Origin of the sequence: Streptomyces varsoviensis, from assembly GCF_000718635.1 — a bacterium.
GTDB lineage: Bacteria > Actinomycetota > Actinomycetes > Streptomycetales > Streptomycetaceae > Streptomyces > Streptomyces varsoviensis.
Genome location: NZ_JOBF01000012.1, coordinates 114,637 through 128,599, shown reverse-complemented (window position 1 = coordinate 128,599; position 13,963 = coordinate 114,637). Strand labels below are relative to the sequence as shown.

The window sequence follows — 13,963 nt, the reverse complement described above, 5'->3', positions numbered from 1 at the left end:
CCCGGTGAAGGGGCGGCGGCATGCGATCACCGCACCGAATACCCGATGCCGCGCGGTGGCCGGTGAACCGAAGCGAACCGAAGTCATCCAGCGATCCACAATGATCCGAAGTGATTGAGCCTCCCCCACAGGGAAAGGGCTGGTTTTGTCGGCGAATCAGACGTTCCGTAATTCTGCCTCCGATCGCCGTCCGGCGGCGCGGAAGCAGACCGCCATCGAACCGCTGAAGAACCGCGCGGCGCCAATGGAGTTGTCCTTCTCCCAGCAGCGGCTGTGGTTTCTGGCGCAGTTGCCGGGCGCGAGCGAGGCGTACCACATGCCGCTGGCGCTCCGGCTCCGCGGCCCGCTGGACCCGGCGGCGCTGGCCCGCGCCCTCGACGCGCTGACCGCCCGGCACGAGGTGCTGCGCACCCGGTTCGTCGCCACGGCGGGCACGCCCTTTCAGGTGGTCGATCCGCCGGACACGGGGTTCGCCCTGCGCTCGCAGGATCTGTCCGGCTCCCCCGACGCGGAGGAGCGGCTGGCGGAGCTGGCGCGGGAGGCGGCGGCCGAGCCGTTCGACCTGGCGGCCGGCCCGCTCGCGCGCGGCCGGCTGATCACGCTCGGCGCCGACCATCACGCACTGCTGCTGACGCTGCATCACATCGTGTCGGACGGCTGGTCGATGACGGTCCTGACGCGGGAGCTCGGGGAGCTGTACGCCGCGTTCCGGCGCGGCGAGGAGAGCCCGCTGCCGCCGCTGCCGGTGCAGTACGCGGACTACGCCGCCTGGCAGCGCCAGTGGCTCGCCGAGGACGGGCCGGACGAGGACGGCGACTACTGGCGGACCGCGCTGGCGGGGGCCCCGGCGCTGCTGGAGGTGCCGGCGGACCGGCCGCGCCCGGCCGAGCAGGACTACCGCGGCGGATCGGTGCCCATCGAACTCGGCCCGGAGCTGACCGACGCGCTCAAGAACCTCGCCCGCCGCAACGGCAGCACCCTGTACATGACCGTGCTGGCGGGCTGGGCGCTGGCCCTCTCCCGGCTGTCGGGCCAGGACGACGTGGTGGTCGGCACGCCCGTCGCCAACCGCCGCCGCAGCGAACTGGAGGGCCTGGTCGGCTTCTTCGTCAACACGCTGGCGCTGCGGATCGACCTCTCCGGCGAGCCGGCCGTGGCGGATCTGCTCAAGCGGGTGCGGACGACGGCGCTGGCCGCCATGGCCCACCAGGACCTGCCGTTCGAGCGGGTCGTGGAGCTGGTCAACCCGCCGCGCAGCCAGGCCCATACGCCGCTGTTCCAGACGATGTTCGCGTGGCAGGACAATCAGGGCGGGGAGCTGGACCTGCCGGGCGTCGAGGTGTCGCCGCTGGAGACGCCGTACGCGGTGGCCAAGTTCGATCTGACGCTGTCGCTCTCGGAGGAGGACGGCCGTATCACCGGCGGCCTGGACTACGCGGGCGCCCTCTTCGACGCGGCGACCGCGGAGCGCTACGCCGGCCATCTGCGGCGGGTGCTCGCGGCGATGGCGGAGGGCCCCGCGCGCCCGGCGCGGGCGGTGCCGCTGCTCGACGAGCGGGAGCGGCGGCAGGCGCTGGAGGACGGGAACGGCGGCGTCCGCGCCGGGGCGCCGGGCGGCGTCGTCGAGCGCTTCGAGGCCCAGGCGCGGGCCAACCCCGACCGGGCGGCGCTGGTGAGCGCCGGTGACCGGCTCGACTACGGCACGCTGGAGCGGCGCGCCAACCGGCTGGCGCACGCGCTGATCTCCCGCGGGGTGCGCCCCGGGCAGCGGGTCGGCCTGCACACGGGGCGTTCGGCTGCCCTGGTGGTCGGCGTCCTGGGCGTGCTCAAGGCGGGCGCGGCCTATGTGCCGATGGATCCCGTCCTGCCGCTGGAGCGGCTGACGGAGATGGTGGCGGACGCCGCGCTGGTGCTCAGCGACGCCGACGAGCCGCCGGCGGGCTGGTCGCGGCTGACAGAGATGGAGGCCGAGGGCGGGAGCGAGAGCCGGACCGGCATCGTGAACGACCCGGCCGGGCTGGCCTATGTCATCTACACCTCGGGGTCGACGGGCCGGCCCAAGGGGGTGGCGGCGACCCACGGCAATGTGCTGAACCTGCTGGACCACGGGCTGGGGCAGTTCGGGGCCGAGCCCGGCGAGGGCGCGGCGCTCTGGTCGAGCATCGGCTTCGACTCCTCGGTGCAGGAGACGCTGCTCCCGCTGACCACCGGCGGCACCCTGCATCTGGTGCCGGAGGAGCTGCGCGGCGACCCGGGCGCGCTGATGGACTGGCTGCGTGAGCACCGCATCGTGCAGACGTTCCTGCCGCCCGCGTTCATCAAGTGGATCGACGAGGCGCCCGAGGAGCGGCTGGCGGGGCTGATGGTGCGGCAGTTGCTGACGGGCGTGGAGTCGCTGCCCGAGGGGGCGCTGTACCGCATGACACGGCTGATGCCCGAGCTGCGCGTGCTGTACGGCTACGGGCCGACGGAGACCACGGTCTACTGCACCGCCTACGTCGAGCCGACGCCGAAGGCACGGCAGTGCCCGATCGGCCGGCCGCTGGCCAACACCCGCGTGTACCTGCTCGACGAGCGGCTGGAGCCGGTGCCGGTCGGCGTGGCGGGCGAGATCTACGTCGGCGGCGCGGGCCTGACCCGGGGCTACCTCGGCCGGCCGGACCTGACCGCCGAACGGTTCGTCGCCGACCCGTTCGTACCCGGCGAGCGGATGTACCGCAGCGGCGACCTGGCGCGCCGGCTGCCCGACGGCGACATCGAGTTCCTCGGCCGTGGCGACCGCCAGGTCAAGCTGCGCGGCTTCCGCATCGAGCCCGGCGAGATCGAGGCGGTGCTGCTGGAACAGCCCGGCGTGCGCGAGGCCGCGGTGCTGGCGGACCACGGGCCCACCGGCGAGCAGCGGCTGGTGGCCTGCGTCGGCCGGGGCGACACCGAGCCGTGGACGGTGGGCGAATGGCGGGAGGCGCTGTCCCGCCGGCTGCCCGCCTATATGATCCCGGCGCTCTTCGTGGAGCGGCCGAGCCTGCCGCTGACCGTCAACGGCAAGCTCGACCGCGCGGCGCTGCTGGCACGGGCCGGCGAGGACGCCCCCGTACAGGTCAACACGGCCAGCCCGCGCGATCACATCGAGCTGACGCTCTACCAGATCTGGCAGCGGCTGCTGCTGCGGTCCCGGATCGGCATCCGGGACAGCTTCTTCGACATCGGCGGCAGCTCCATCTCCGCGATCAAGATGGCTCACGCGATCGAGGAGGAGTTCGGCGAGGCCCTGCCGCTGCGCGACATCATGCTGCACCCGACCATCGAGGAACTGGGCGGGCGGCTGCGGCGGGGCGCCGACGGCCGGCCGCCGAGCAACCTGATCGAGTTCCGCGCGGGCGACGGGCCCCGCGTGGTCTGCGTCCACCCGGCGGGCGGCACCGCCTTCTGCTATCTGTCGCTCGCCAAGGCGCTCGGGCCGGAGTACGGCGTCTACGGCATCCAGTCCCCCGGCGTGAACCCCGGCGAGTCGTTCCTGCCCTCGGTCGAGGCCATGGCCGAGTCGTACCTGAAGCTCATCGAACCCCTGCCGGACGGCCCGCTGATCATCACCGGGCTCTCCTTCGGCGGCCTGATCGCCCACGAGATGGGGCGGCTGCTCGCGCGGGCCGGGCACACCGACATGAGCGTCGTGCTGCTGGACGCCCAGGGCAGCGACGACCCGGACAACCGGCCCGGCATCGAGCCCGTCAGCATGGCCGAGTTCCGCGACAAGCTCGTCAAGTTCAACGGCATGTACCCGGGCATCGACGACGAGCAGATCGAGCAGTACTACCGCATCTACTGCCACAACCGGGACACGGCCCGCGACTACACGCCGCCGTCGACCGCGGCCCGCCTCCTGCTGATGCAGGCCGTCGAGGGCGCCGAGGAGGACTTCCTGCGCGACGTGCGCGGCTTCTGGCGCCGCCGCGCCGAGGGCGACTACCTCGTGGAGTCGATGACCTGCGACCACTGGGAACTGCTGGAGGACGACGGCATCCCCCAGGTCGCCGCGGTGATCGAGGCCGAAGCGGCCCGCATCACGGCTGCCCGCGCCTCGGCGGACGGTATCGATGCGGACCACGCCGCAGCGGACCGCGTCGCGACGGCCCGCGTCGATGCGGACCAGGTTGGCGCGAATCACATCGATGCGGACCAGGTCGCAGCGGATCACGACACGGCAGCCCGTACCCAGCCGCCCGCAGAGCGGAGGCCCGATCCGGTCCCGGCGCAGGAGAACTGATGGCTCCCTCATCGAAACCCGAGGCCGGCCGCCCGGCGGCCGGCCTCGCCCGGAACGTCCTCGCCCAGGCCCGCCGCACCCCGGCCGCCGTCGCGGTGGCCGACGGCGGGACGGTGCTCGACTACGCGGGGCTCGACGCCGAGAGCGCCGCCGTCGCCCGCGCCCTGCGCCGCCGCGGCGTCGGCCCCGGCCAGGCGGTCGCGGTCTGCCTGCCGCGCTCCTGGCAACTGATCTGCGCGATGCTCGGCATCCTGCGGCTGGGCGCCGCGGTCGTACCGCTCGACGCGCAGAGCCCGCCCGAGCGCCGCCGCCACATCCTGGCCGACTCGGCGAGCGTCGCCGTGATCCACGGCGGCGCGGCGCCGGACGGGCTGCCCGCGGACGTGGCGCCGCTGCCGGTGGCCGCGCTGCTCGACGGCGGCTCGGACGCCGCGCACGACGGCGCCGCGCCCGAACCCCCCGCCGCCGAGGCCCCGTTCTCGTTCCTCTTCTACACCTCCGGCACCACCGGCCTGCCCAAGGGCGTCGAGGTGCGCGACGCCGGAATCCTGCGGCTGGCGCGGCCGGGCTGGCTCCGGCTGGAGGAGGCCAAGCGGTTCGCCGGCGTGTCCAACCCCGCCTTCGACGCGCTGAGTTTCGAGGTGTGGGTGCCGCTGCTGACCGGCGGCCGCTGCGTGATCCTCGACGACGCGACGGTGCAGGACCCCGAGCTGCTGGCGGCCGCCCTGGACCGCGAGCGGATCGACGCGCTGTTCATGACCGCCGCGCTGTTCAACGCGGTGGTCGACAAGGCGCCGCACTGCTTCTCCGGCGTCGGCCAGGTGCTGGTGGGCGGCGAACAGCTCAACGCCGGCGTCATCCGCCGCTGGTACCGCGCCAACCCCGCCAGCCGCACCCGGCTCGTCAACGGCTACGGCCCGACCGAGACCACCACCTTCGCCGTCAGCTACCCGATCCCCCGCGACTTCGACGGCGAGGTGGTGCCGATCGGGCGCGCCCTGCCCGGCACCGAGGCGGTGCCCGTGGTCGACGGCGTCCGGCGCGCCGAACCGGGTGAGGTGGCCGAACTCCTCATCACCGGCGAGGCGCTGGCGGCCGGCTACCGCAACCTGCCCGACGAGACCGCCCGCCGGTTCGTCCGGCTGCCCTGGCTCGACGGCGGCCGCGCCCGCCACTACCGCAGCGGCGACCTCGTGCGCCAGGACGCCGACGGGCTCATCACCTACGTCGGGCGCGTGGACCGGCAGGTCAAGGTGCGCGGGTTCCGCATCGAGCCCGCCGAGATCGAGGCGCGGATCACCGCCCACCCCGCCGTACGCCAGGCCCACGTGTGCACCCGCCGCGACACGGCCGACGGGCCGAACGAGCTCCTGGCCTACCTGGTCCTCGACGCCGACCTGTCCTTCGACGACTTCGACCGGCATCTGACGGCCGTACTGCCCGCGTACATGCGCCCGCACCGGCTGCACCGCGTCGACGGACTGCCGCGCAACGCCAACGGCAAGGTCGACGAGCGCGCCCTGCTGCGCCGCGCCGACGCGCCCTGGCGGCGCGCCGAGGCCGACGGCCTCGCGGCCTCCGGCCACCAGCGCGAGGTCCTCGACCTCGCGGGCCGCGTGCTGGGCGCCTCCGGGCTGGGGCTCGGCGACCGCTGGATAGCGAACGGCGGCGACTCCCTCAAGGCGCTGCGGCTGCGCTTCGAGATCCGCCGGCGCTGGGGCCACGACGTGCCGCAGGCCCTCGTCCTGCGCGCGACCTTCGAGGAACTGGCCGCCGAGATCGCGACGGGCCGGGCGGAGGGCGAGTCCCCGTACCCGGCGCCCGCACCGCCCTCGGGGGCCCGTTCGGCCCCCGCCACCTCCGAACAGCAGCGCCTCTGGCTCCTCCAGCAGCGCGACCCGCGCTCCCGCGCGTACAACGTCGGCCTCGCCTTCCGGATCGACGGCCCCCTCGACACCACCGCCCTCCGGCACGCGCTACGGCGCCTGGTGACCCGCCACCCGGCCCTGCGAACCGCCTTCGAGGCCGCACCGGAGGGGCTGCGACAGGTGGTGGGCGAGCCGTACGACCCGTGGACGGCGCCGCCGGGGCAGGTGCCGCCCGGCGCGGCACCGGACAGTGCGGCAGCAGGCGGCACGGCGGCAACCAGCCCGTCGCCGGTCGGCGGCGAGCCGGCCGTCACGGAGCCGGCCCCCGGCGGAGCCGATTGGCGAGCCGTGGCCGATCGGTTCTTCGGGGTCCCCTTCGACCTGGGGCGGCCGCGGATGTTCGAGGCGTGCTGGCTGCCCGCCGAGGAGGGCGGGGTGCTGTTGCTGCGGCTGCATCACATCGCCGTGGACGGGTGGTCGCTCAATGTCCTCTTCCGTGAGCTCTCGGCGGACTACGCGGCGGCGCTGAACGGCCCCCGGCCCGGCGAGGAGGGCGCGGGCGGTGCGGAGACCGGTGCCGAGGCCGGTGCGGTGCCGACGCCGCTCGACTACGCCGCCTGGCAGGCCGAGTGGTTCGCGCACCCCGCGTACCGGGCCCAGCGCGCCGCGCTGGCCGAGGAGTACGGCGCCCCGGACGAGACAGAACCGGTGGACCCGGGCCCCGTCCCGGCCCGCGGCACCGGGCGGCTGCTGCACACCTCGCTCGGCGCGGACCGGCGGCGGGTGCTCGACGGGCTCGGCGCGGAGCTGGGGCTCACCCGGTTCCAGGTGCTGCTGGCCGTGTTCGCCTGGAGCCTGTACGGCGTGACCGGCCGGGCGCGGCCGCGGATCGCCGGCCCGGTGGCCAACCGCCCGGTGCAGGACTTCGAGTCCGGCGTCGGCATGTTCGCCAACACCGTGCTGCTGCCGCTCGACCTGGACCCGGCGGAACGCCTGCGCGCCCAGCTCCAGCGGCACGGCGCCGCCGCCCGGCGGGTACTGGACCGGCAGGACGTCGCGCTCGCCGACGTACTGGCCGATCAGGGGCCGCGCCCCGACGGCCCGCCCTTCGACTTCATGTTCGTCCTGGAGAACACGGACTTCGACGCCCTGGCGCTGCCCGGCTGCGCCGCCCGCCCCCTGTGGCCCGCGGCGGCCGATCCCAAATGCCCGCTGACGCTGTCGGTGGTCGAGCGCGGCGCCGGCTTCGACTGCCTGTGGGAGTACGCCGACGGCCCGTTCGACGCCGACACGGTACGGGCGCTGGACGAGCTGTTCCGGCGCGCCCTGGACCGCCTGGCCGAGGGCGGTACGGACACGCTGGCCGAGCTGGTGGCCCCGTACCGGCGCGGGCTGCCGGACCCCGGCCGCGCCCCCGCGCTGACGCCGGAGTTCACCACCGTCGCCGACGGGTTCGCCCGCCAGGTCCGCCGTACGCCCGGCGCCCAGGCGCTCGCGACCGGCGAGCGGACCGTGACGTACGCCGAACTCGACGCGTACGCCGCCGCGCTCGCACACGAGCTGCGCACCCGCTTCCCGCTGCCCGACCACGACGACCGGCCGCGCCGCGTCGCGCTGCACTTCGAGCCGTCGGTCGAGCACGTGGTGGCGCTGCTGGCGCTGGCCCGGCTCAACCTCACCATCGTCCCGCTCGACGCGTCGTACCCGCCGGCGCTGCTGCGGCAGATCCTGGACCAGGTGGACCCGTTGTGCGTCCTGGTGGCGCCGGGCGGCGAGGGGGCCGTCGACGCGATCGCCCCGGCCGCGCTGCCCCGCCACCCGGTGGCCCTGTCGGCCGCCGCCGCGCCGCCGGTCCCGCCGCACGGCGGGCGCCGGCCGCTCTACACCCTGTTCACCTCCGGCTCCACGGGTACGCCGAAGGGCGTGCAGGTGCCGGACCGTACGCTGTGCGATCTGCTGCACTGGCAGGCCGAGGCGGGCGGGCTGGCGGGCGGTGCCGTCACCCAGCAGTTCTCGATGCTGTCCTTCGACGTGTCCTTCCAGGAGATCTTCACCACCCTGTGCGGCGGCGGGTGCCTCACGCTCGTACGGCCGCGCTGGCGGCAGGACGCGCCGGCGCTCCTGGAACAGCTCGAAGCGGCCGGCGTGGAGCGGGTCTTCATGCCGTACGTGGCCCTGCAACTGCTGGCCGAGCACGGCGTGCGGCTGGGCCGCTACCCCTCCCGGCTGCGGGAAGTGATCACGGCGGGCGAGCAGTTGCTGTGCACCGACGCCATCCGCCGCTGGTTCGCGGGCATGCCCGGCGCGCGCCTGCACAACCACTACGGGCCCACCGAGACGCACGTCGTCAGCGCCCTGTGCCTGGACGGCGACCCGGCGGGCTGGCCGGCCCGGCCGGCCATCGGCAGACCCGTCGCCGGCGCCTGGCTGCGCGTCGTCGACGAGGCGGGCGAGGCCGTGCCGCCCGGCTCCCCCGGCCGGCTGCTGATCGGCGGGACGATGGCCGCGCCCTGCTATCTGGGCGATCCGGCGCTCAACGAGGAGCGGTTCGTGGACGTGCCGGGCCTCGGCACCTTCTACCGCAGCGGCGACCGGGCGCGGTTCGACCGGCAGGGCCTGCTGCACTACCTCGGCCGCGACGACCAGCAGATCAAACTGAGCGGGTACCGGCTGGAGCTGGGCCAGATCGAGGCGGCGCTGCTGCGCCACCCGGACCTCGTGCAGGCGGTGGTGGTCCGGGACGGCGACCGGCTGACGGCCTGCCTCCAGAGCCGCGCCGGTGCGCCGCGCCCCACGCGGGAGGCGCTCGCGGCCCACCTCGCGCCGCTGCTCCCGCCGTACGCCCGCATCGACCGCTTCCGGCTCCTCGACGCGCTGCCGCTCACCCCCAGCGGGAAGCTGGACCGGCGGCTGGCGCTGACCGCGCCGGGCGAGGAACTGCGCCCGCGCGCCGCCGCCGCGCCGGTCCGCTCCGCGCGCGAGACCCGGCTCTCCGAGCTGTTCGAGGCGGTCGTCGGCCGGCCCGTCGGCCGTGACGAACGCTTCTTCGACGCCGGTGCCTCCAGTCTCGACCTGATGCGCTTCCACCTGCGCTGCACGGCGGAACCGGACCTCCGCTTCACCATCCCCGACCTCTTCGAGCATGTCACCATCGGCCGGCTGGCCCGCTTCCTCGACGGACGGGCGACGGCCACCGAGGCGGAGGCCACGGAAGCGGCCGACCCTGGGGCGGCCGGGGCCGCCGACGAGCCGATCGCCGTCGTCGGCATGGCGGTACGGCTGCCCGGCGCCGACGACCTGGCCGCCTTCTGGGAGATGGTCGAGCGCGGCGACCGCGGCATCGAGCACTTCGACGCCCCCGACGGCCTGGTCGGCGCCCGCAGCCGGATGACCGGCCTCCTCGCCTTCGACCCCGAGCACTTCGGCCTCAGCCGCCAAGAGGCCCGCCTGATGGACCCCCAGCAACGCCACCTGCTGATGACCTCCGTCCAGGCCCTCGCCCACGCGGGCATCACGGGGACCACTCGGCCCACCGGGCCCGCGGATTCCGCCGGGGCGCCCGAATCCGTCGCGGCGCCCAAGCGGCAGCGCATCGGAATCGTCGCCGGGTGCGGGGAGAACACCTACTTCCAGTCCATGCTCCGCGACGCCGATCCGGGCCGGCTGCCCGACGGGTTCCAGCTCGCGCTCCATCATGAGAAGGACTTCCTCGCGACCAAGGTGGCCTACCACCTCGATCTGACGGGGCCGGCTCTCACCGTGCAGGCGTCGTGCGCCAGTTCGCTGACCGCCGTCCATGTGGCCGCGGGGCTGCTGCGGCAGGGGGACGCCGATGTGATGCTGGCGGGCGGGGTGCTGGTCGACACCCTGCTCGGGGACGGCTACCGCTACCGGCCGCAGCACATCTTCTCCAAGGACGGGCACTGCCGCCCGTTCAGCGATGACGCCAGCGGCACCATCGGGGGGAGCGGCGTCGGCGCGGTGGTGCTCAAGCCGCTGCGGCTCGCCCGCCGGGACGGCGACACCGTCTACGCGGTGATCACGGGCTCGGCGCTCAACAACGACGGCTCGGGCAAGCTCAGTTACAGCGCGCCCTCGCTGGCCGGGCAGCGCGAGGCGATCCGCACCGCGCTGCGCCGCAGCGGCCGCGACGGCGCCGACATCGGGTACGTGGAGGCGCACGGCACCGGCACCCAGCTCGGCGACCCGGTGGAGGTCGGCGCGTTGCGCCAGGCGTTCGGCCCGGCCGGGCCGCGGAGCTGCGCGCTGGCGTCCGTGAAGAGCCAGATCGGCCACCTGGGCGCCGCCTCCGGCGTGATCGGGCTCGTACGGGCCGCCCTGGCCGTGCACCACGGGGTGATCCCGCCGAACGTCGACTTCCGCCGTCCCAACCCGCGGCTCGCCGACGACCTCGCGCCGTTCCGCGTCCCCACCCGGTCCGAGCCCTGGCCCGCCGGGCGGCCGCGGGTGGCCGCGGTGAGCAGCTTCGGCATCGGCGGCACCAACGCCCATCTGGTGCTGGAGGCCGCCGAGTCCGCGCCGCCGCCCACCGCCGGGCCCTGCCTGATGCTCTCCAGCAGCAGCACGGCGGGGCTGCGCGCCGACGCCCTGCGCATCGCCGACTATCTGACGGCCCACCCCGCCGCGTACGGGCAGGTGCTGCGCCACCTCCAGGCCGGCCGCGTCCAGCGGCGCCTGCGGGTGGCGACGGTCCGCCCGGACGCGGCCGGCGCGGCGGCCTGGCTGCGCGCGGTCGGAACCGGCGAGGTGACCCCTTCGGACGCTTCGCAGGAGAAGCAGGAGACGCAGGGTGCACCCGGGACGCCGGAGACACAGCCGCGCCTCGCAGCGGAGCTGACGCCGGAGGCTGCGGTCGCCGCCTGGCTGGCGGGGGCCACGCTCCAGTGGCCGGCCGGACCGGCGCAGGCGCCCTGGGACTTCCCGCCGCCCGTCTTCGCCCTGGCCGACTACGACTTCGAACGCGCCGCCCCCAAGGCCGAGCCGCCCGCGACGGCGCCCGGCACGGACGGCTGGGAGCTGCCGCAGCGGCTGCCCGAGGCCGACTGGCTGCACCAGCCGCACTGGGTGCGGCTCGCCCGCGCGACCGCCGGCGCCGCGTCCGCCGCGCCCGGCCTGCTGGTCGTGATGGCGGCCGAGCCGCTGCCGCGCGCGGCGCTGCGCCCCTTCGAGGCGGCGTACGAGCGGGTGGTACGGGTCGGCGCGGCGGACGCCTTCGCCCGCCTCGGCGACGACGCGTACGAGGTCGACCCGGCCGACCCGGACTCGCTGCGCCTCCTCCTGGCGGAGCTGTCCGAGGCGGGCGCGGCCGGCGTCGACTGGCTGCACGCGCTGCCGCTGGCCGTCGACGGCCCGGTGGGCGAGGACGCGCTCGCGCGCGCCCAATGGGCCTGCGTGGACACCCCGGCCGCGCTCCTCCAGGCGGTCGGCGGCCTGGCGTGGCCGGCGGCCCGGCTGCGCCCCTGGTGGCTCTCCTACCGGGCCCAGCCGGTCGAAGGGGCCGTGGCGCGCCCCGAGGCCGCCCTGCTGGCCGGCGTCTGCGAGGTGGCGCCGCAGGAGTGCGCGGTCGACGGCCACTGGCTGGACCTGCCCAGCGCCGATCCGGCCGACTGGGCGCCCCTGCTCCCCGCCCTCCTCGCCGGGGCCGACGCCGCCACGGCGCTGCCGCGCCGGCTCGCCCTGCGCCAGGGCTACTGGTGGCGGCAGGCGCTGCTGCCGGTGCCCGCGCCCGCCGCGACGGCGCCCTTCGCGCTGCCCGCGGACGGCGGCACGTACCTGATCCTCGGCGGCACCGGCGGGATCGGTGCCAGCGTCGCGGCCTGGCTGCTGGAGCACTCCGAGGGCCGCGTGCTGCTGCTGGCCCGGCGGCCGGAGCTGCCGGCGGACCTGGTGCCGTGGGCGGACCGCGTCGAGCTGATCGAGGCCGATCTCGCCGGGGCCGCGCCCGAGGAGATCATGGCCCGGCTCGACGGACTCGCCCCCGCCCGCCGGATCGACGGCGTCGTGCACGCCGCGGGCACGGGTGCCGGTTCGCTGATCGCCCGGCGCGACGCCGCCGCGATGCGCCGGGCCATGGCCGCCAAGACGCGCGGCGCGCTGCTGGTGGAGCGGCTGATCGAGCGCCACCGGCCGGTGTTCGCGGCGTACTGCTCGTCGATGGCCGCGCAGTTCGGCGGCGTCGGCCAGCTCGACTACGCCGCCGCGGGCGGCCTCCTCGACGGCTTCGCCCGGCACCGCGCCGGGGAGGCCGAGACGACGGTGCGGATCGGCGTGGACTGGGACATCTGGAGCGAGGTCGGCATGGCCCGCGACGCGCTGCGCTCGGACCCCCGCCACCAGGCGCATCTGACGGTGGGCCTGGCGGTGAAGGAGGGGCAGCGGCTGTTCGCGCAGGCGCTCCAGTTGCAACTGCCGCAGTTGCTGGTCTCCACGACGGACATCGAGCGGGCGCGCGGCTTCTACGCGCCGGACGCCGGTGCCCCGAGGGGCGGCACGCCGTCGGGGGCGGTCGTACGCGATGCGGCCCCCGCCCACTCCCCCGCGCCGCCTCAGGCTTCGTCTCCGGCTTCGGCTCCGGCTCCGGCTTCGGCCGCGGATCGGCTCGCCGACCGGCTGTGCGACTGGCTGGGCCTGGACGAACTCGACCCCGCCGCCTCGCTCTACGACCACGGCGCCGACTCGCTGACCCTCCTCGATCTCATCGCCGAGGTGAAGGACCACTTCGGCGTCGACTTGGAGCTGTCCCAGCTCAGCCACCAGGTGAGCCTGGCCGAGGTGCTGGCGCGGCTCCACGAGGCGGCACCCGCCGACCCGCCCGCCGGCCCTCCCGCCCAGTCGATCAGTACGTCGTCCGGCGCGACCACCGAGACGACCGCCGAAGCGTCCGCCGAACCCGCCTCCGAGGCATCCGTCGCGGCGGCCCGGGCGTCCGCCGAGCCCCCCGTGAAGCTGGAGGTGTGGCAGCCGGGCGAGGGGCGCGACGTCCTGTGCCTGGTCCACCCCGTCGGCGGCGACATCCAGGCGTACCGGGCGCTGGTCTCGGCCCTCGATCCGCGGCTCGCCGTCTGCCTGATCGCCGACCCCGGGCTGCGCCGGACCGACCCGCTCCCCTGGTCGCCGGCCGAACGGGCGCGCCGCTACCACGCCGCGCTCCAGGCCCGCTTCCCGCACGGGGAGTGGCGGTGGCAGCTCGCCGGCTGGTCCTTCGGGGCCTGGGTGGCGCAGTCGATGGCGGCCGAGGCGGAACGGAACGGCCGCCCGGCGGCCGGGCTCCATCTGGTGGACCCGCCGCCGCCGGACTCCGGGCCGCGCTTCGCCGCGTACGACGAGACGCAGCTCGAAGCGGTCTTCGCCCATGAGCTGGGCCAGGGCGGCGGCGCGGGCTCGCCCGCGAGCCAGGAGGCGGCCGCGTACGCCGAGCGGCTGGCGCGCTGCTGCCGCGCCAACCTGGCGGGCATGGCGGGGCACGAGCCGCCGCCGCTGTCCGGCACGCCGAGCCGGCTGTGGCTCGCCGCCCGGCCGGTGGCGGGGCTGCCGGTGCTGGGGCCCGTACCGGAGCAGCAGCGGCAGTGGCGGTCGCTGCTGCCGGAGCTCGCGGGCGCGTACGTCCTCGACACCACGCACTACGGCATCGTCCGGCCGCCGGAGGTGCGGGCTATCGCCGACGCCGTCAACGCCGCGTGGACGGAGCACGCCGCACCGCCGGATTCCGTACCGCCGCCCGGCCCCGCGCCGCTGCCGGACACCGCGGCGCGCTGAGCCCGGCCGCCGACCGGCACCGCCCACGAGCCGCCGCCCCTGAGCCTCCCGACGA

2 protein-coding genes are annotated in these 13,963 nt (G+C 75.7%); both read left to right on the top strand.

Annotated features, from left to right (window positions below; translation table 11 throughout):
* Positions 1-244: 244 nt before the first annotated feature.
* On the top strand, positions 245-4,264 hold the full coding sequence (locus IF55_RS17915; protein WP_063763991.1) for a non-ribosomal peptide synthetase: 4,020 nt from the start codon (positions 245-247) through the stop codon (positions 4,262-4,264).
* Positions 4,264-13,908 carry a non-ribosomal peptide synthetase gene (locus tag IF55_RS17910; RefSeq protein WP_048832124.1) on the top strand — a complete coding sequence of 3,215 codons (9,645 nt, stop codon included), beginning with the start codon at positions 4,264-4,266 and terminating at the stop codon, positions 13,906-13,908. The genes IF55_RS17915 and IF55_RS17910 overlap by 1 nt, the downstream gene beginning before the upstream one ends.
* Positions 13,909-13,963: the final 55 nt, after the last annotated feature.